An 18,954-nucleotide genomic window follows, 5' to 3' on the forward strand; every position below is an offset into this window, starting at 1 on the left:
GATGGTTCCCGAGATCAACTACTGGGCCGTGCTGCTGGCCACGCTGTCGAGCATGGTGGTGGGCTCGATCTGGTACACGCCGAAGGTGTTCGGCACGCGGTGGGCGCGGCTCGCCGAGGTCGACATGGACCGGCCGGGCGCGAGCGCCGTCGTGCCGATCGTCGTGACCCTCGTCGTGAGCTTCGTGACAGCCTGGGTGCTGGCCGGGGCCTCATCGATCGCCTGGCACTTCTACGGCGGCAGCTACCTGTGGGCGGCGGTGCTGACCGGCCTCATCCTCTGGGCGGGCTTCACCGCGGCGCGCTTCATCACCCACGACGCCTTCGAGGGGCGCCCGTCGTCGCTGACCGTCCTCAACATCGCGCACGAGCTGGTGACGATCGTGGTGATGGCGGTGATCATCGGCGTCTGGCCGCCCGCCGGCACGGTCTAGCGAGGACGGATGCCGCGGCTCAGGCCGCGGCGCCCACGACGGCGGCGACCGCCGAGGTGAAGAACGCCAGCCCGTCGACGCCCGACCGCATGGCGGCCGCGGTGTCGGGGCCGAAGCCGGGCTCGACGGCGTGCTCGGGGTGCGGCATCAGGCCGACGACGTTGCCGCGCTCGTTGGCGATGCCGGCGATGTCGCGCAGCGACCCGTTCGGGTTCACACCGAGATAGCGGAACGCCACCAGCCCTTCGCCCTCGAGGCGGTCGAGTTCGGACTCGGAGGCGATGTAGCCGCCGTCCGCGTTCTTGAGCGGGATGACGATCTCCTGGCCGGAGGCGAAGTCGCTCGTCCACGCGGTGTCGTTGTTCTCGACCCGCAGGCGCTGGTCGCGGCGGACGAACTGCTGGTGGGCGTTGCGGATCAGGCCGCCCGGCAGAAGGTGCGCCTCGACGAGCATCTGGAAGCCGTTGCAGATGCCGAGGATCGGCATGCCCTTGGCTGCGGCATCCTTCACCTCCGACATGATCGGCGCGAGCGCCGCGATGGCGCCGGCACGCAGGTAGTCGCCGTAGCTGAAGCCGCCGGGGAGGACGAGCGCGTCGACGCCGTCGAGGTCGTGCGAGCCGTGCCACAGGGCGACGGGTTCGGCGCCGGCCACGCGGATCGCACGCTGCGCGTCGCGGTCATCGAGCGAGCCGGGGAACGTGATGACCCCGATCCGAGCGGTCATTCGACCACCTCGACGCCGACGACGTCCTCGATCACGGAGTTCGAGAGGATCTCGTCGGCGACGCGCTTGGCCTTTGCGAGCACCTCGTCGGTGACCTCGCCGTCGACGGTGAGCTCGAACCGCTTGCCGATGCGGACGGAGCTGAACTCGTCGACCCCGAGGCGGGCGAACGCGCCGGAGACGGCCTTCCCCTGCGGGTCCAGCAGCTCGGCCTTGGGCATGACGTCGACGACGATGGTGGGCATTGAGGTCCTCCTGGCGGCCGGAGGCCGCAGCTATCGGTCGTTGAGCGACGAGCGCAGCGAGGAGTCGAAACGCCGGATGTCGCGGGAAGGGTCATGTCCAGTCTACGACCCCCGGTTCCGGGGTTTCCCCGCCGCTCGCTCCCGCGTCGCGTCGTGCGATCTCGAATCGCGCACTTTGCAGCCGCGGGGCCCGATTCACGACCAAGTGCGCGATTCGAAGCCGCCGTGACGCAACCGTGATCAAACCATGGGAGCGCTCCCTTGACTTCGTGGGAGCGATCCCATAACGTTGCGTCTCGTTCGGTGGGAACGCTCCCACGAACACCACGGCACGGCACCCGTCCGCGCCGGTCCTGCAACACACACGACCCTGACAACACAAAGGAGTGACAGTGAACGCACGCGCCTTCCGCAGAAGCGCTGTGGCAATCGCCGCATTCTCGGCTACGGCCATCGTCCTCGCCGGCTGCGCCGGCGGCGGCAACGACGACGAAGCCGGCGGCGAAGACGGCCAGATCACGCTGACCCTCGCCACGTTCAACGACTTCGGGTACGACGATGAGCTCCTCCAGGAGTACATGGACGAGAACCCGAACATCAAGATCGTCCACAACAAGGCCGCGATCACCGACGACGCTCGCGCGAACTACTTCTCGAAGCTCGGCAAGGAGGGCCTCGCCGACATCGAGGCCGTCGAGGTCGACTGGTTCGCCGAGGCCATGCAGTACTCCGACCTGCTCGCCGAGGTGCCCGACAGCGCCAAGGGCCGCTGGGTCGAGTGGAAGGAAGCGGCTGCCACCGACGCCGACGGACGCCTCGTCGGCTTCGGCACGGACATCGGCCCGCAGGCCGTCTGCTACCGCGCCGACCTGTTCGCCGCCGCGGGTCTGCCCTCGACGCCCGACGACGTCGCCTCGGCGATCGACGGCGACTGGGACACGTTCTTCGACCTGGCCGACCAGTACAAGACCGCGACCGGCAAGCCGATGCTCGACTCGGCGAACTCCGCCTTCCAGGGCATCGTCAACCAGATCGAGTTCCCGTACGACGAGCCCGACGGCACCGTCGTCGCGACCGAGAACCCCGACCTCGAGGCCGCGTACCAGCTGGTCGTCGAGCGCGGCATCCCGAACTCGGCCTACTCGGGCCAGTGGTCGGACGACTGGAACGCGTCGATGGCCAACGGCGAGTTCGCCGCGATGCTGTGCCCGCCGTGGATGCTCGGCATCATCTCGGGCAACGCCGAGGACGTGACCGGCTGGGAGATCGCCAACGCGTTCCCCAACGGCGGCGGCAACTGGGGCGGCTCATACCTGACCGTTCCGGCCAACGGCAAGAACGTCGATGAGGCGCTCAAGCTCGCCGACTGGCTGACCGCTCCGGAGCAGCAGGAGAAGACCTTCGTGAACGTCGGCGCCTACCCCAGCGCGGTCGACGCGCAGAGCGCCTCGTCGATCACCGACTCGACCAACGAGTACTTCGCGAACGCGCCCACCGGCACGATCTTCGCGGACCGCTCCGAGGCGATCACGGTCACCCCCTACAAGAGCGCGGACTACTTCAAGTACAACACCGCTCTGCAGGACGCCATCACGCGCGTGTTCGACGGCGTGGAGGACGCGGAGACGTCGTGGAACACGTACGTCGCCGAGGTCGAGGCCTTCTGAGAGACCGACCCGGAGGATCGCGGCCGCTGAGGCGGACGTGATCCGACGACAGCGCGGAGTGCGCGCGGGTGCCCCCCGCTCGCGCGCACTCCGCTCTTCCCGCCCACTCCACCTCCACACCCGAATCGGAGCCACCGGTGACCTCGACCGCAACCCGCCCCGCGTCGTCGGGGCCGGCCGATCGGCCCACTCCCGAGCGCGAGCCGCGCGTCCTCTCCTTCTCGCACAAGCTGAGCAGGTGGGATCTGAAGATCTCGCCTTACCTCTACATCTCGCCGTTCTTCATCCTGTTCGCGATCGTGGGACTCTTCCCGATCGTCTACACGGCGGTCATCTCGTTCCAGGAATGGGACCTCGTCCGCAACTCCGGCACCTTCGTCGGCTTCGACCAGTACATCTGGATCCTGTCGCAGGCCGAGTTCTGGACCGCCCTGCGCAACACCTTCAGCATCTTCCTGCTCTCCTCGGTGCCGCAGATCATCCTGGCGCTCTTCATCGCAGCGATGCTCGACCGGAACATCCGGGCCAAGACCTTCTGGCGGATGAGCGTCCTGCTCCCGTACGTCATGGCGCCGGTGGCCGTCGCGCTGATCTTCAGCAACATGTTCGGTGACAACCACGGCCTGGTGAACAACATCCTCACCAGCATCGGACTCGAGCCCATCCAGTGGCACAAGGACCCGTTCTGGAGCCACATCGCCATCGCCACGATGGTCAACTTCCGCTGGACGGGCTACAACGCGCTCATCCTGCTCGCTGCGATGCAGGCCGTGCCGCGCGAGTATTACGAGGCCGCCACCGTCGACGGTGCGAACGCCTTCCGCCAGTTCTGGAGCATCACGCTGCCGTCGCTGAAGCCGACGCTCATCTTCGTGATCATCACATCGACGATCGGCGGCCTGCAGATCTTCGACGAGCCGCGCATGTTCGACACCTTCGGCCGCGGCGGCGCGGCCAACCAGTGGCTGACGATCACGCTGTACCTCTACAACATCGGCTGGGGCGAGTTCAACTTCGGCCGCGCCGCCGCACTGGCGTGGATCCTCTTCATCATCATCCTGGCGATCGGCCTCATCAACCTCGCCATCACGCGTCGCCTGGTACGCGACGAGGGCGGCCGCGGAGTGATCCAGCGCCGCCGCCGCGGCCGGAAGGGAGCCCAGCAGTGAGCGCCATCAACACCCCGCCTCTCGCCGTCGTGGAGGAGAACCTCCCCAACGCCCGCCGCAGCCGGCGGACCACGAAGATCCGCGGCGTCCGCGCCGGCTTCTGGATCTACGCCGGCCTCGGAGTCGTCGTCGCCTCGGCGATCTTCCCCTACTACTGGTCGTTCCTGATCGGCTCGGGTGATTCGTCCACCATCAACGACCCCAACATGTCGTGGCTGCCCGGCGGCAACTTCATCGACAATGCCCTGAAGGTCATCAACGAACCGGCCGTCAACTTCTGGCTGGCGCTGTGGAACTCGATCTTCAGCTCGACCGTGATCTCGGCATCCGTCGTCCTCTTCTCCACGCTCGCCGGCTGGGCGTTCGCGAAGCTCCGCTTCCCGGGCGGCAAGTGGCTGCTGGCCTTCGTGGTCGCGACCATGGCCGTGCCCATGCAGCTCGGCGTCGTGCCGCTCTACCTGCTCTTCTCGGAGCTGGGCTGGACCGGTCAGATCGGCGCGATCATCGTGCCCGCCCTGACCAGCGCGTTCGGCGTGTTCTGGATGACGCAGTACCTGTCGCAGACCGTGCCCGACGAGCTCATCGAGGCGGCCCGCGTCGACGGTGCGAACATGATCCGCACGTTCTGGACGGTCGGTGTGCCCGCCGCGCGCCCTGCGGCCGCGATGCTGTTCCTCTTCACCTTCGTCGGTGCGTGGAACCAGTTCTTCTGGCCCTTCATCGTGCTGGACCGGCAGAGCCCGACGCTGCCGGTGGCGCTCTCGCTCCTCCAGTCGAACTACTTCGTCGACTACTCCATCGTGCTGGCAGGCGTGCTGCTGGCCACGATCCCGCTGCTCATCGTCTTCGCCTTCACGGGCAGGCAGCTCGTCAGCGGCATCATGGCCGGCGCCGTCAAGGGCTAGGCCTACCGCCTGCCCACGGCCTGCGACATCCTGAATTGACACGCTTCGAGAGAGGAAGCCTCCCCTCATGACGACCGCGATCCCGCGTGCCTTCCCGTCCGACTTCCTGTTCGGCGCGGCGACCGCTGCCTTCCAGATCGAGGGCGCCGCCTTCGAAGAGGGCCGCCGCGCCTCCATCTGGGACGCCTTCAGCCGGGTGCCGGGCGCCGTCATCAACGCCGACAACGGCGACGTGGCGTGCGACCACTATCACCGCTACCGCGATGACGTCGCGCTGATGAAGGACCTGGGGCTGCAGACGTACCGCTTCTCGACGTCGTGGTCGCGCGTGCGGCCCGACGGCGGCGCGGTCAACCCGCAGGGCGTCGACTTCTACAAGCGACTGGTCGACGAGCTGCTCGGCGCCGGCATCCTCCCGTGGCTGACGCTGTACCACTGGGATCTGCCGCAGGCGCTGCAGGAGAAGGGCGGCTGGGCGAACCGCGACACCGCGGATCTCTTCACCGAGTACGCGCTGACGATGCACGACGCGCTGGGCGACCGCGTCAACGTGTGGACGACCCTCAACGAGCCCTGGTGCTCGTCGTTCCTCAGCTACACCGCGGGCATCCATGCGCCGGGTCACTACAGCGTCGAAGAGGGTGTGCTCGCGGCGCACCACCTGCTGCTCGGCCACGGCCAGGCGGTGCGCGAGCTGCGCGCGCGCGACGAGTCGCTCCAGCTCGGCATCACGCTCAACCTCACCGTCGCCGAACCCGTCGACGAGAACGACCCGGCCGACGCCGACGCCGCGCGCCGGATCGACGGCCAGTTCAACCGCTGGTTCCTCGACCCGATCTTCCGCGCGCAGTACCCGGCCGACATCGTCGAAGACTTCCGGAAGGTGGATGCCGCAGCCGTCGCCGCGTGGGAGACCGCCGTGCGTCCGGGTGACCTCGAGACGATCGCGACGCCCATCGACACGCTCGGGGTGAACTACTACCACGGCGAGTATGTCGGCGGTCACGAGCCGGCGGACCCGCCCATCGGCGGTGACGCGCCGACCGACCGTCGCGCCGGGTCGCCGTACCCCTCGCACGAGGGCATCTTCTGGCACGAGCGGGGACTGCCGCGCACGCCGATGCAGTGGGAGGTGCAGCCCGAGGGGCTGACCACGCTGCTGCGCCGCGTGTGGGACGAGTACGCCGAGTCCGCCGGCACGGTGCTGTACGTGACCGAGAACGGCGCCGCCTACGACGACGAGCTCGAGATCGAGGGCGGCGAGAAGCGCGTCCACGACGCCGAACGCGTGGAGTTCCTGCGAGGACACCTCGGTGCGACGCTCGACGCGGCGGAGGCCGGCGTCGACGTGCGGGGCTACTTCTACTGGTCGCTCCTCGACAACTTCGAATGGGCGTGGGGGTACGAGAAGCGCTTCGGCATCGTGCGCGTCGACTACGACACGCAGGAGCGCACCCCCAAGGACAGCGCCCTCGAATACCGCCGCATCATCGGGGCCCGCGCGCTCGACCTCCAGCCGGCGCGCGTCGTCGTAGGGTCGTAGCACCCAGGTCGCAACGTCCGGGGAGGAGGGGACAGGATGAGCACCGACGCCGTGCGCCAGAGCCAGCGGAAGCCGGGCGTGGCTCAGACCGTGACGATCGAAGAGGTCGCCGCGGCAGCGGGCGTGTCGCGGTCGACGGTCTCGCGCGTCGTGAACGGCTCGACCGCTGTCAGCCCCGAGGCGCTGGAGTCGGTGAAGCGCGCCATCGCGGACCTCAACTACGTTCCCAATCGCGCCGCACGATCGCTGGCGAGCCAGAAGACCCACGCGATCGCGCTGATCGTGCCCGAGGACACCACGAGGTTCTTCGGCGACCCCTTCTTCGCGGCCATCGTGTCGGGCATCAACTCGCGACTGAGCCGTTCGGACTACGTGCTCAACCTCTTCATCGCGAGCGACGACCCGGGCGACAAGACCACGAGCTACGTGCGCAGCGGCGCGGTCGACGGGGCGATCGTCGTCTCGCACCACACCAGCGACACGTTCATCGATCGCATCGCGAGCGCGGTGCCGGTGGTCTACGGCGGCCGCCCGGTGCGCGAGCGCGACCGCGACTACTACGTCGACGTCGACAACGTGCGCGGAGCGTACGACGCGACGGTGTACCTGATCGAGAGCGGGCGCCGCCGCATCGCGACGATCACGGGTCCGCGCGACATGCCGGCGGGTGTCGACCGGCTCCAGGGCTACCGCGACGCCCTCACCGCGTGGGACCTCGACGAGATCGCCGTCGAAGACGGCAACTTCACGGCCGACGGCGGCGCCGACGCGATGCGTCGCGTGCTCGCCTCCGGCGCGCGGCCCGACGCCGTATTCGTCGCCAGCGACCTGATGGCACGCGGCGTGCTGACCGTGCTGGCCACCGAGGGTCTCCGCGTCCCCGAGGACGTCGCCGTCATCGGCTTCGACGACTCGCCTGTCGCCACGTCGGTCCTGCCGCCGCTGACGACCATGCGCCAGCCCTCGTTCGCGCAGGGAGAGCGCATGGCCACGGTCCTGCTCGATCTCCTCGCGGGGCGGCATCCGCGCCACGTCACCATCCTCGAGACGGAGCTCGTCATCCGCGACTCCGTCTGAGCTCGCTCAGCCGCGGCCGGGGACCGTCGCGTGCAGCAGGTTGCGCCACGGGTCGTCGAACGACAGCGTGCGTCCGTCGTCGCGCACCTCGAGTCCGTGGTGGCGCAGGCGCTCCGAGAGCTCGCCGAGCGCGTCGGCGTCGGGCAGCGAGAGGTCGACGCGGCCGAGGCCGAGGGCGGGCATCCGGGGGCCGGCGCCGCGCGAGTTCCACACGTTCATCGCCATGTGATGGTGGTAGCCGCCGGCGCTGACGAACAGCGCCTGGTCGCCCATCGCCGCCGTCTGGTCGAAGCCCAGCGCATCGACGTAGAACGCGCGGGCGCTCGCGACGTCTCCCACCGAGAGGTGGACGTGACCGACGGATGCCGCGTCCTGCGTGGTCGCGCCGCCCGCGGCCCGCTCGGTCAGGTGCTCGCGGAGGAAGGCGTTCGGGTCGAGGTACAGGGTCGCCATCTCGACGCTGCCGTGGGTCCATGACCACTCGGTGCGGGCGCGATCCCAGTACAGCTCGATGCCGTTGCCCTCGGGATCGGTGAGGTAGAACGCCTGGCTGACGAGGTGGTCCGCCGAGCCGGTGAAGGTCTGGGGCGCGCGCTGCGCGACGCTGTACAGCGCGGCGGCGAGGGCCTCCTGCGTCTCGAAGAGGATCGCGGTGTGGAACAGGCCGGCCGCTCCCGGTACGGCGTGACGAAGAGCGGGCTCGTGCTTCAGCATTACGACCGGGCGCCCGGCTCGACCGAGCACCACTTCATCGCCCACGGCCGACAGCACCTGGAGGGTGATCACACCGCGGTAGAACGCCGTCATGCCGTCGAGGTCGCCGACCAGCAGCGTCACCGCGCCCATGGAGGTGTCGGCGGCCAGACGGTCGGATGCCGGGAGTTCTGCATTCACATGAATGAGAACCTCCGGCACCCGTCGCTCATTCCCGTGCTTCTTCGGGGTCGCCGCCGAGCTGGCCGACGGCAGGGAGCGGGCCACCGTCGTCGGCGCCGGTCTTGCGCCAGCGCGCGATGGCGTTGCCGAGGTGGTAGATCAGCAGCGCAGCGGCCGCACCGATGACGATCGCGCCGAGCTGGAAGTCGCCCCACACCATGGTGAAGCCCGCGATCGCGATCACGAGCGAGACGGCGGCGGTGTACTGGTTCACCGGGCGCGAGAAGTCCACGCGGTTGTCGACCCAGATCTTGATGCCGATGATGCCGATGAGGCCGTACAGCGCCGTGGTCACGCCGCCCAGCACACCGGCGGGGATCGAGTTGAACACCGCGCCGACCACGGGCGAGAGCGACAGCAGGATCGCGAACAGGCCGGCGACCCAGTAGGCCGCCGTCGAATACACGCGGGTCGCGGCCATGACGCCGATGTTCTCGCCGTACGTCGTCGTGCCCGAGCCGCCGAACGTGCCCGCGAGCACGGTGGCCGCGCCGTCGGCGATGAGCGCGCGGCCGGTGTACTGGTTGACGGATGCCTCGGTCATCGTCGCGACGCCGCGCACGTGTCCGACGTTCTCGGCGATGAGCACCAGCACGACCGGCAGGAACATGGCGATGACGCTCCACGTGCCGGGGTCGCCGAAGGTCGGGAACTGGAAGGTCGGCAAGCCGAACCACTGCCCGTTCGCGACGAGCTCGTTGACAGCGTCGAACTTCACCTCGCCGAACAGCAGCGCGACGATGTAGCCCACGATCACGCCGAGGAAGATCGAGATCCTGCCGAGGAAGCCGCGGAACAGCACGCTGAAGAGGATCACCGCGACGAGGGTGATGGTGGCGGTGACCGGCGCCTGCTGGTAGCTCTGCCACGCGACGGGTGCGAGGTTGAAGCCGATGAGGGCCACGATGGCACCGGCGACCACCGGCGGCATGAGCTTCTCGATCCAGCCGAGCCCCGCGAACTGCACGACGAAGCCGACGGCGGCCAGCAGCACGCCCACTGCGACGATGCCGGCGAGCGCCGATCCGACGCCCTGCGACGCGGTCGCCGCCGTGACCGGCGCGATGAACGCGAACGACGAGCCGAGGTAGCTGGGGAGGCGGTTCTTGGTGACCAGCAGGAACAGCAGCGTCCCGATGCCCGAGAACAGGAGCGTCGTCGAGACGGGGAAGCCGGTGAGCACCGGCACGAGGAACGTCGCGCCGAACATGGCGATGACGTGCTGGGCGCCGATCGCGATGGTGGCGGGCCAGTTGAGGCGCTCGTCGGGCTTGACCACCTTGCCGGGCTCGACGGTCCGGCCGTTGCCGTGCAGGGTCCACAGAGGCATGTGCGCTCCTTGCGCTCGGGGGGTTGGTGCGAGCATCACCCTACTGGCGCGCGCGGCCCGCGAGGGGCCGCCGCCACGCGGCATCCGAAGGCCCGCGCGCCGTGTGCGAGTTGCCGCCGCCACACGGCATCCGAGAGGCTGGGCACACCCGGCGTGCGCCCGGGACTTCGACGCCGATCCGACGGAGAGATGTGACCGACCCAGCGACCCCGCCGATGCCGCCCGCACCTCCTGCCGGACGGGCGCCCGCAGAAGGGCTCGACCCCGCCGCCGACCCCGCCCACCCCGCTGGCGACGACGTCGCGGCGCTCGAGCTTCGCGGGCTCCACAAGCGGTTCGGCCAGAAGCTCGCGGTCGCCGACCTCAGCCTGCGCGTGCCGGTCGGGTCGTTCTACGGGCTGGTCGGCCCGAACGGCGCCGGCAAGACCACGACGCTGTCGATGGCGACGGGGCTGCTCGCGCCGGACGCCGGTCAGGCGGTGGTCCACGGGGTCGACATGTGGCGCGAGCCGGTGCGGGCGAAGGCGATGGTCGGCAACCTCGCCGACGGCGTGAAGCTGTTCGACCGCCTCACCGGCGAGCAGCTCGTCACCTACAACGGCCTGCTGTTCGGCCTGCCGCACGATGAGGTCGCCCAGCGCACCGCGGATCTGCTGTCGCTGATGGACATGACGGATGCCGCGGGCACGATGGTCGTCGACTACTCGGCAGGCATGACCAAGAAGATCGCGCTCGCGTGCGCCCTGGTGCATGCGCCGCGCCTGCTCGTGCTCGACGAGCCCTTCGAGTCGGTCGACCCCGTGTCGGCCGCCAACATCGAGGACATCCTCGCCGGCTACGTCGCCGGCGGCGGCACGGTCATCGTCTCGAGCCATTCGATGGACCTCGTCCAGCGGATGTGCGACCACGTCGCCATCGTCGCCGCCGGGCGCCTGCTCGTCGCCGGCGCCGTCGAAGACGTGCGCGGCGGCCGGTCGCTGCAGGACCGCTTCGTCGAGCTCGTCGGCGGTCGCCGCCACACGGAGGGGCCCGAATGGTTGCGACGCTCCTGAGGCTGCGGTTCCGCGTCCTCGGCAATCAGCTCGCGCGCAGCCCGTGGCAGCTCGTCGGATTCATCTTCGGCGCGCTGTACGGCGTCCTGGTGCTGGCGGGCATCGTCGCGGCGCTCGTGCTGCTCGGGTTCAGCGACCTTCGCCTCGCGGGCACCGTCATCGTCGGCGCGGGATCGCTGGTGACGCTGGGGTGGGCGCTCATCCCGCTCGTCGCGTTCGGCGTCGACACGACGCTCGACCCGGAGCGGCTCGTGGTGTTCCCGATGTCAACGTCCCGCATGATGGTCGCGCTGACCGTCGTCGCGGTGTGCGGCATCCCCGGCATCATCACCTCCGCGGCCGCGCTGGCGACCCTCGCGACGTGGGCGCACTGGCCGCTCGCGATCGGAGCCTGGCTGGTGAGCACGCCGCTGGCGGTGCTGACCGCTGTCGTCGCGTCCCGCGCGGTGTCGACGATCGCCGCCGGCGTCGGCAGCGGCCGGCGCTTCCGCGAGATCGTGGGGATCCTCGTCTTCGTCCCGCTCATCCTGGCGGGCCCGATCATCATCGGCTTCTTCTCGGGCGTCGCGGTGAACGCCGACACGCTCGCCCAGCTGGTGCCCTTCCTCGGCTGGACGCCGCTCGGCGCCGCGTGGGCGGTGCCGGCCGATGCCGCGGCCGGCGACCTGGCCGCCGCGGCGGCGAAGCTGGTGATCGCGGTCGTGACGCTGGCGGCGCTGTGGCTGCTGTGGCGCGCTTCGCTCGCTCGCTCCCTCGCCCGTCCGCGGCTCACGTCGGCGGCGGCGGTGCGCCCGGGGTCGCTCGGCTGGTTCGGTCGCGTGCCGACCGGCCCTGCGGGGGCGATCTTCGCGCGGTCGCTGACGTACTGGACGCGCGATCCGCGCTACCTCCGTCAGCTCATCGCCGTGCCGCTGGTGCCGGTGCTTCTCTGGTTCTACGCCCGTGGCGGCGATCCGCTCGTCGCGCTGGCGTTCGCCGCCCCGATCATCGCCTTCATCATCGGGATCGTGGTCTACGCCGACATCTCGTACGACGGCACGGCGTACGGCACCGAGCTTGCGACGGGCGCGCCGGGCCGCGCCGACCGGATCGGACGCGTCCTCGGTGCGGCGGCGCTCGCGGTGCCGCTGGTCGTGCTGGCGGCGATCCTGCCGTTCGCGTTCGCGGGGGACTGGTCCCAGTTCCCGGGCGTGCTCGGCATGGCGCTCGGGATCCTCCTCACCTGCTACGGCGTCTGCGCCGTGACGTCGGCTCAGCTCGTCGTGCCGGTGGCGGGTTCGGGCGACAACCCCTTCAAGCGCGTCCCCGGCACGACCTTCCTGCAGGGCCTGGCGTTCTTCGGCATCTGGCTGGTGGCCCTCGCGCTGTCGGCGCCCGCGATCATCCTGGGCCTCATCGCCTTCTTCACGCAGAACGCCCCACTCAGCGGCGTCGCCTGCGCCGTCGGGGTGGTGCTCGGCCTCGCGGTGCTCGTCGGCGGCATCCTGCTCGGCGGGCGGATGCTCGACGGCACCGGGCCGGTCCTCCTCGCGCGGCTGAAGGCGATGAAGAACGCGTGACCGAGCCGATGATCGCGATCCGCGGGCAGAGCGAGCACTCCATCCGGCGGATGCCGCGCCGCGGCGTCAGGCGGAGGTGAGGCGCGCGAGCAGCTCGCGGTAGCGATCGGCGGTGCGCTCCACGATCTCGGCGGGGAGCGCGGGGGGCTCGCCCTCGCGCGGCGCCGGCCAGTTGGCGGCGAGCCAGTCGCGGACGATCTGCTTGTCGAAGCTCGCCATCCGCTCGGCGGGGGTGGTGCCCGAGGCCCAGGCCGCGGCATCCCAGTATCGCGACGAGTCGCTCGTGAGCACCTCGTCGGCGAGCGTGAGGACGCCGTTCTCGTCGAGGCCGAACTCGAACTTGGTGTCGGCGAGGATCACGCCGTGCGCCTCGGCGGTGGTGGCCGCGCGGGCGTAGATCTCGAGCGACAGGGCGCGAAGCGCGGCCGCGTTCTCGGCGCCGACGAGCTCGACGGTGCGCTCGTACGAGATGTTCTCGTCGTGCTCGCCGAGCGGGGCCTTGTACGCGGGGGTGTAGATCGGCTCGGGCAGCCGGTCGCCGTTCGACAGCCCGTCGGGGAGGGCGATGCCGCACACCGTGCCGCTCTCGCGGTACTCCGCCCAGCCCGAGCCGGTCAGGTAGCCGCGCACGACGCACTCGATCGGCAGCATGTCGAGGCTCTTCACGACCATCGCGCGACCGATGACCTCGTCGGGGATCAGGCTCTGCAGGTCGTCGGCGGTGTTGGCGACGCCGTCGGCACCGCGCGTGAGCGTGTGCGAGGCCGCGAGATGATTCGGGATGCCGCGCCCGCCGTCGGCGCCCGCGAGCCGGTCGAACCACCAGAGGCTGAGCGTCGTCAGCAGCTCGCCCTTGCCCGGGATGCCGGGCGACAGCACGTGATCGAACGCGCTGACGCGGTCGCTCGCCACGACGAGCATCCGCTCCGGCGTCGCACCCTCCGCCGTCGCCTCGGGGACGTAGAGGTCGCGCACCTTGCCGGAGTAGACGTGGCGCCAGCCGGAGAGCTCGGTCGTGGGGGTGGGGGTAGCCGTCACCCGTCCATTATCCCGGCTGGCCGCGGCGGGTTGCGGGTGGCGTGAGCATCCGAGGCTTCAGCGTGAGCGTCCGAGGGCTCAGGGAGTGATCGCGTCCACGTGCGCGTAGGCCTCGGCGACGGCTGCGCGCCAGCGGGCCGCGGCATCCGTCCCCAGCGTCGCCCACTCGCGCATCGGCCGACCGCGCATGACGGCCGGCTGCGCCTCGCCCGCCTCGGCGAGCTCGCCGACGCGGCTCTCGGGCAGCTTCACCATCAGTGCGCCGTCGAAGGTCACGAAGGCGAACACCTTTCCGCGCACGTTGAGGCCCTCGGACCCGAACATCGCGCCCAGCGAGACGTCGGAGCGAGCGGTCCACTCCGCCGCGATCGGGTCGAAGATCGCATACGACTCCGGGAACTTCTCCCTGCGCGCGGCGCCCTTGTCAGCCATGCCCACACGGTACGGCGGGCGCCCGACATCGCGCCAGAGAGTCGAGGATGCGCGCCGGCCGAATCGGGCGTAGAGTCCACCGGGCCCGCGCGAAAGGTCGCTGCGCCGCGGCGCAGCCGTCCAGCTCGGTCCCGTGCGGGCGCGACGGTCCCGACTTCGGCCGGGCCCGCGACGCAACACCCGCGGCACGCCATCTCGCCCAGAGGAAAGCAGCACGACAATGACCGACGCTTCGACGAGCTCAGCGACCGGGGATGCGGCGGGCGCGGCATCCGGAACCGCCTCCGCGGCCCCTGGGCGCACCGGCGTCTCCGCTGACGGGCCTCGGCCCCGCAGCCCCTGGCCCGCCCTGTGGGCGCTCGTCATCGGCTTCTTCATGATCCTCGTCGACACGACGATCGTCTCGGTGGCGAACCCGGCGATCAAGGCCGCGCTCGATCCCGAGACGAACAACCTCGACAACGTCGTGTGGGTCACGTCGGCCTACCTGCTCGCATACGCCGTGCCGCTGCTGATCACCGGGCGCCTCGGCGACCGGTTCGGTCCGAAGTATATGTACCTGGGCGGTCTCGCGATCTTCACGCTCGCCTCGCTCGGCTGCGGCCTGTCGCCGACGCTCGGCGCGCTGATCGCGTTCCGGGCCGTGCAGGGGCTCGGCGCGGCGCTCATGACGCCGCAGACGATGGCGATCATCACGCGCACCTTCCCGCCGAACCAGCGCGGGGCCGCGATGGGGCTCTGGGGTGCGACATCCGGCGTCGCCATGCTGGTCGGCCCCCTCGCCGGCGGTCTGCTCGTCGACGGCCTCGGGTGGGAGTGGATCTTCTTCGTCAACATCCCGGTGGGCATCGTGGGCTTCGTGCTCGCGTGGATCCTCGTGCCGAAGCTCGAGACCCACCCGCACAAGTTCGACCTGGTCGGCGTGTTCCTCAGCGCAACCGGGCTCTTCCTGATCGTGTTCGGCCTGCAGGAGGGCGAGACGTACGACTGGGGCGTCATCTGGGGGCCGATCACCGTGTGGGGGCTCATCCTCGCCGGCGTCGTCGTGATGGCGCTGTTCCTCTGGCAGCAGGCGAAGACCAAGAGCGAGGCGCTCGTGCCGCTCGACCTCTTCCGCGATCGCAACTTCTCGGTCGCGAACATCGGCATCGCGACCGTCGGCTTCACGGTCACGAGCATGTCGCTGCCCCTCATGTTCTTCCTGCAGCTCGCGCGCGGCCTCACGCCGACCGAGTCGGCGCTGCTGCTCATCCCGATGGCGGTCGCCGCCGGCGTCCTCTCGCCGATCGCCGGCAGATGGCTCGACCGCACTGATCCGCGCGTGCTGCTGGTGCCCGGCCTCCTCCTCGTCGCCGGCTCGCTGGTGCTGTATTCGGTGCTGATGAACCTCGACACCCCGGTCTGGGTCTTCCTCATCCCGTCGTTCATCATGGGCATCGGCAACGCCGGCATGTGGGGTCCGCTCGCGACCACCGCGACCCGCAATCTCGCGCCGCGGCAGGCGGGGGCCGGGGCGGGCATCTACAACACGACGCGCACGGTCGGCTCGGTGCTGGGCTCGGCGGCCATCGCCGTGTTCATGCAGAGCCGGATCGAGGCGAACATCCCGGGTGCGGCCGAGGCGCCGGGCGGCAGCTTCGGGTCGGGCGCGCTCCCGGATGCCGTCGCAGCGCCCTTCGCGACGGCCATGGCGCAGTCGGTGCTGCTGTCAGCCGCCGTGCTGCTCGTCGGCGTGGTCGCCGTGCTGTTCCTGCGTCGCCCCCCGGCGACGTCGACCGAGGGGTGGCAGGCCGAGAACGCCGCCGTCGCGGGCGACTGACGCTGCTCGCCGCCCCCTGCGCCGTCGGGTGGTGAGGCCGGTTAACCCCGTGCGTGGCCTGATGTCAAGAGGTTGGCTGCCGATCCGGATGCCGCGGACCATGGTGGCATGACCGGACTCGCAGTGATCCTGCTCATCGTCGGAATCGTCCTGCTGTTGCTGGGCGTGTTCATCGAAGCCGCGCAGTTCCTGCTGTGGATCGGCCTCGTCATCATCGTCATCGCGGTGATCGCCTGGCTGATGCGCTTCATTCGTCGCCAGACCTGAGTCCCCCAGCTCGGGTCTTCGGACGCCCGCAGGGTCCCTCGGACCCCAGGTGTCGCAAGGACGCCGGCCCGCATGCCTCCCCAGCATGCGGCGCCGGCGTCTCACTCTGTGCGGCCCGCGAAATCCGTTCGGAGAGCCGCGAAAGGGTAGGTCTCCCCGCGTCGCCGCGTGCGGAGACCTACCCCTTCGCGATTCCGTCCCGGCGTCCGCGCCCCCGTTCGTGGGCCCAGATCGCGAGCTCGACGCGGTTGCGGGCGCCGAGCTTGGCCATGATGCTCGCGAGGTGCGTCTTGACCGTGCTGAGCGAGACGTGCAGCTCGTCGCCGATCTCGCTGTTGCCGAGGCCGCGCGCGACGGCGGCGAGCACGGCCTCCTCGCGATCGGTGAGAGGGCTCGACGGCGGCGCGGGCGGTGCGGGCGTCGCGCCGGCGAACGCCTCGATCAGCCGCACGGTGACGTTCGGGTCGATGAGCGCGTCGCCGCGCGCGGCCGCGCGGACCGCCTCCGCGAGCAGCACCGCGCCGGCGTCCTTGAGGAGGAACCCGCGCGCCCCTGAGCGCAGCGCCTCGTACACGTACTCGTCGAGGTCGAAGGTCGTGATGACCACGACGGGAATCGGATCGACGACGTCCGCGCCGGCGAGGGCGCGGGTCGCCGCGAGTCCGTCCATCACGGGCATGCGGATGTCGAGCAGGCACACGTCCGGCCGCAGGTCGCGTGCGAGCGCGACCGCTTCGGCGCCGTCGGCGGCCTCGCCGATCACCTCGATGTCGGGCTGCGCGTCGAGGATCATGCGGAGCCCCGTCCGCACCAGATCCTGGTCGTCGGCCACCACGACGCGCACGGTCACGCGGTCCACCTCGCTCGCGGCAGCACCGCGACGACCGCCCAGCCGACGCCGTCGGGCGCGGGACCGGCCTCGCACGTTCCACCGAGCAGTGCGGCGCGCTCACGCATGCCCGTGAGGCCGTAGCCGGCCGGGGCCGCAGATGTCGACGCGCTCGCCCGGCCGGGGCTCGGCCCGGCGGCCGAGCCCCGGCCGTCGTCTCGCACCTCGAGCCGCACGCCGTCGGCGTCGACGGCGACGTGCACGTCGATCCGCGTGGCCTCACGCGCATGACGGCGCGCGTTCGTCACCGCCTCCTGCGCGATCCGGAACACCGCGGCGGCGACCGCCGGCGGCACGGCGTCGAGGTCGCCGTCGAGCCGCACGGCGACGGCCGGGACTGCAGCCGTCGCCGCCAGCGACCGGACGTCGGCGAGCCCCGGCGTCGGCGCCAGCGCGGAGTCGGACGCCCGCAGCAAGCCGACCATCGCTCGCATCTCGCGGAGGGTCTGCGATGCCTCGGCCTCGATCGCGTGCAGCACCTGCGCGGTCGCCCCCGGATCCTTCGCGGCGACGGCGGTGCCCGCCTGCGCCTGCACCGCGATCGCCGAGACGTGGTGGGCGACCGTGTCGTGCAGGTCGCGGGCGAGCTGCTCGCGCTCGAGCAGCCGCACCTGCTCGAGCTCTCGGGTGCGGGCGCGACGCCGCCAGCGGACGGCCAGGCCGAGCGTGGCGGTGGTCACCGCCACCGCGACACCGCCGATGACATCGGCCACCTCCGGCGGCGTCGCCAGGAAGGTGAGCAGCATCCCGAGCACGACGAGTGCGCCGCCTGCGATCATCGCCCGGCCCGAGCCCCACCGGAACACCGCGTACAGCAGGATCAGGAAGTACACGGTCGTGTACAGCTGCGGGTCGCCCGCGGTCGCGACGCCCACGCCGGTGCCGACGGCGAAGGCGATGGCGAGCATCGCGAAGGGGCGCGAGCGACGCCACAGCAGGGTGGGCGCCAGCGCGGCGAGCACGGCAGTCCACAGCCAGCGCCACGGCACATCGGTGCGGACGGAGGCCTCGAACAGTGCGATCGCCGGGATCGCGGCGACGAGCACCCAGTCGCGCCACACCCGCCGGGGCGGCGCCGGAACCGCCGCGGGCGCGTCCCAGAGCGCGCGGACGGGGCTCGTCATGCCCTCATGATAGGCGTGCACCGGTCGCCGTCATCGGGGTGCTGCGCCGGCGCGGCGTGCGGGCTCGTCGCCGGATGACGACCTCGGCGACGACGAGGTTGATCACCCAGCCCGCGGTCATGAGCAGCGTGTGCGTCAGCGGCGCGGGCGTGCCGGCGAGCAGTGTGTAGGGCAGGAAGACGACGACCTGCGTTCCCGCGCCCAGGCCGATCGCGTAGGCGCGCGTCATCCACGCGCTGTGCGTGCGCACATCGCCTCGCCGGATCGCGACGAACGCGGCGACGAGAGCGGCGGCCATGGCCGTGCCGAGCACCAGCCGCACCGCCGCCAGCCCGGGCCCCGTCACGGAGGCGGGCATGTCGTAGAACACCGTCATCCACAGCGCCGACAGCGCCGACACCAGTCCCGCCGGCGCCACGATGCGTCCGGCGAGGCGGTGCCAGCGCCGCCGTCGCAGCGACGGCGCGAACTGCAGCGCGCCGAGGACGAGGAAGACGCTCGAACCGACGATGTGCGCGACGACGGGGATCGGCGAGTCGAAGAAGCGGGCGTTCTCGGCGGTCACCGTCGCACCCGTCGTCAGCTGGGCGAGGCGGCTCGACCCGGCCACGATCGGGACGAGGCTGAGGGCGATCAGACCGGCGGGCACCAGCCACTCGGGGCGGCGGCGCGCGACCGGCGGGCGGACGGCGGTGGTTGTCATGCCGCCATGCTCGCGGGGACGGATGCCGCGCCGCATCGG

The 18,954-nt window shown here is 70.7% G+C and carries 19 protein-coding genes; 10 read left to right on the forward strand and 9 right to left on the reverse strand.

All coding sequences use genetic code 11. The annotated features are described in order from the left end of the window. Window position 1: 1 nt before the first annotated feature. Window positions 2-433 carry a DUF1761 domain-containing protein gene (locus tag IM770_RS09875; protein WP_203580956.1) on the forward strand — a complete coding sequence of 144 codons (432 nt, stop codon included), beginning with the start codon at window positions 2-4 and terminating at the stop codon, window positions 431-433. 19 nt (window positions 434-452) lie between these two features. Here the strand turns inward: IM770_RS09875 and purQ are convergent, their stop codons facing one another. Together purQ and purS are read right to left on the reverse strand one after the other, a co-directional pair. Next, window positions 453-1,160, reverse strand: a complete 708-nt coding sequence (gene purQ / locus IM770_RS09880; protein WP_203580957.1) for a phosphoribosylformylglycinamidine synthase subunit PurQ — start codon at window positions 1,158-1,160, stop codon at window positions 453-455. Beyond that, complete coding sequence (purS, locus tag IM770_RS09885; protein ID WP_203580958.1) at window positions 1,157-1,405, reverse strand: phosphoribosylformylglycinamidine synthase subunit PurS; 249 nt, start codon at window positions 1,403-1,405, stop codon at window positions 1,157-1,159. The genes purQ and purS overlap by 4 nt, the downstream gene beginning before the upstream one ends. 422 nt (window positions 1,406-1,827) lie before the next feature. Between purS and IM770_RS09890 the strand changes: the two genes are divergently transcribed. From IM770_RS09890 to IM770_RS09910, 5 genes are all read left to right on the forward strand, one after another. After that, a complete protein-coding gene (locus tag IM770_RS09890) occupies window positions 1,828-3,072 on the forward strand; it encodes an ABC transporter substrate-binding protein (protein ID WP_307785425.1) in 1,245 nt (414 codons plus the stop codon). A 137-nt stretch (window positions 3,073-3,209) separates the two neighbouring features. Beyond that, window positions 3,210-4,241, forward strand: coding sequence for a carbohydrate ABC transporter permease (locus IM770_RS09895; RefSeq protein WP_203580960.1), 1,032 nt, complete (start codon window positions 3,210-3,212; stop codon window positions 4,239-4,241). Next, the gene (locus IM770_RS09900; RefSeq protein WP_203580961.1) at window positions 4,238-5,146 is read left to right on the forward strand and encodes a carbohydrate ABC transporter permease; all 909 of its coding nucleotides are present in this window, start codon (window positions 4,238-4,240) and stop codon (window positions 5,144-5,146) included. Before IM770_RS09895 ends, IM770_RS09900 begins: the two co-directional genes overlap by 4 nt. 67 nt (window positions 5,147-5,213) lie before the next feature. Then, window positions 5,214-6,689 (forward strand): GH1 family beta-glucosidase, encoded by a 1,476-nt coding sequence (locus IM770_RS09905; RefSeq protein ID WP_203580962.1) that lies wholly within the window; start codon window positions 5,214-5,216, stop codon window positions 6,687-6,689. Between the two features lie 36 nt (window positions 6,690-6,725). Next, window positions 6,726-7,766 carry a LacI family DNA-binding transcriptional regulator gene (locus tag IM770_RS09910; protein ID WP_203580963.1) on the forward strand — a complete coding sequence of 347 codons (1,041 nt, stop codon included), beginning with the start codon at window positions 6,726-6,728 and terminating at the stop codon, window positions 7,764-7,766. 6 nt (window positions 7,767-7,772) lie between these two features. Here the strand turns inward: IM770_RS09910 and IM770_RS09915 are convergent, their stop codons facing one another. Further along, complete coding sequence (locus tag IM770_RS09915; protein ID WP_203581080.1) at window positions 7,773-8,612, reverse strand: VOC family protein; 840 nt, start codon at window positions 8,610-8,612, stop codon at window positions 7,773-7,775. Window positions 8,613-8,688: 76 nt separating this feature from the next. Continuing rightward, window positions 8,689-10,032: a uracil-xanthine permease family protein gene (locus IM770_RS09920; protein ID WP_203580964.1), complete on the reverse strand. Its 1,344-nt coding sequence runs from the start codon at window positions 10,030-10,032 to the stop codon at window positions 8,689-8,691. Window positions 10,033-10,247: 215 nt separating this feature from the next. On the opposite strand from IM770_RS09920, the gene IM770_RS09925 reads away from it, so the two are divergent. Continuing rightward, window positions 10,248-11,084 carry an ABC transporter ATP-binding protein gene (locus IM770_RS09925; protein WP_203581081.1) on the forward strand — a complete coding sequence of 279 codons (837 nt, stop codon included), beginning with the start codon at window positions 10,248-10,250 and terminating at the stop codon, window positions 11,082-11,084. Beyond that, the gene (locus tag IM770_RS09930) at window positions 11,066-12,643 is read left to right on the forward strand and encodes a hypothetical protein (protein WP_203580965.1); all 1,578 of its coding nucleotides are present in this window, start codon (window positions 11,066-11,068) and stop codon (window positions 12,641-12,643) included. The genes IM770_RS09925 and IM770_RS09930 overlap by 19 nt, the downstream gene beginning before the upstream one ends. A gap of 66 nt (window positions 12,644-12,709) precedes the next feature. On the opposite strand, the gene IM770_RS09935 is transcribed toward IM770_RS09930, so the two are convergent. Together IM770_RS09935 and IM770_RS09940 are read right to left on the reverse strand one after the other, a co-directional pair. Then, complete coding sequence (locus IM770_RS09935) at window positions 12,710-13,681, reverse strand: phosphoribosylaminoimidazolesuccinocarboxamide synthase (RefSeq protein WP_203580966.1); 972 nt, start codon at window positions 13,679-13,681, stop codon at window positions 12,710-12,712. Window positions 13,682-13,759: 78 nt separating this feature from the next. After that, entirely contained in the window at window positions 13,760-14,113 is a 354-nt protein-coding gene (locus tag IM770_RS09940; RefSeq protein WP_203580967.1) for a hypothetical protein, read from the reverse strand. Window positions 14,114-14,333: 220 nt separating this feature from the next. On the opposite strand from IM770_RS09940, the gene IM770_RS09945 reads away from it, so the two are divergent. Together IM770_RS09945 and IM770_RS09950 are read left to right on the forward strand one after the other, a co-directional pair. Then, a complete protein-coding gene (locus tag IM770_RS09945) occupies window positions 14,334-15,932 on the forward strand; it encodes a DHA2 family efflux MFS transporter permease subunit (RefSeq protein ID WP_203580968.1) in 1,599 nt (532 codons plus the stop codon). A 108-nt stretch (window positions 15,933-16,040) separates the two neighbouring features. Continuing rightward, window positions 16,041-16,199, forward strand: coding sequence for a hypothetical protein (locus IM770_RS09950; protein WP_203580969.1), 159 nt, complete (start codon window positions 16,041-16,043; stop codon window positions 16,197-16,199). Between the two features lie 178 nt (window positions 16,200-16,377). Here IM770_RS09950 and IM770_RS09955 read toward each other — a convergent pair whose 3' ends face one another. From IM770_RS09955 to IM770_RS09965, 3 genes are read right to left on the reverse strand one after another with little or no spacing between them, the layout of a single operon-like run. Further along, window positions 16,378-17,049, reverse strand: coding sequence for a response regulator (locus IM770_RS09955; protein ID WP_203580970.1), 672 nt, complete (start codon window positions 17,047-17,049; stop codon window positions 16,378-16,380). After that, window positions 17,046-18,212: a sensor histidine kinase gene (locus IM770_RS09960; protein WP_203580971.1), complete on the reverse strand. Its 1,167-nt coding sequence runs from the start codon at window positions 18,210-18,212 to the stop codon at window positions 17,046-17,048. Before IM770_RS09960 ends, IM770_RS09955 begins: the two co-directional genes overlap by 4 nt. Window positions 18,213-18,216: 4 nt before the next feature. Beyond that, window positions 18,217-18,915 carry a DUF2306 domain-containing protein gene (locus IM770_RS09965; RefSeq protein ID WP_239065981.1) on the reverse strand — a complete coding sequence of 233 codons (699 nt, stop codon included), beginning with the start codon at window positions 18,913-18,915 and terminating at the stop codon, window positions 18,217-18,219. Window positions 18,916-18,954 lie beyond the last annotated feature (39 nt).

It is taken from the genome of Microbacterium hibisci (assembly GCF_015278255.1).
Taxonomy (GTDB): Bacteria; Actinomycetota; Actinomycetes; order Actinomycetales; family Microbacteriaceae; genus Microbacterium; species Microbacterium hibisci.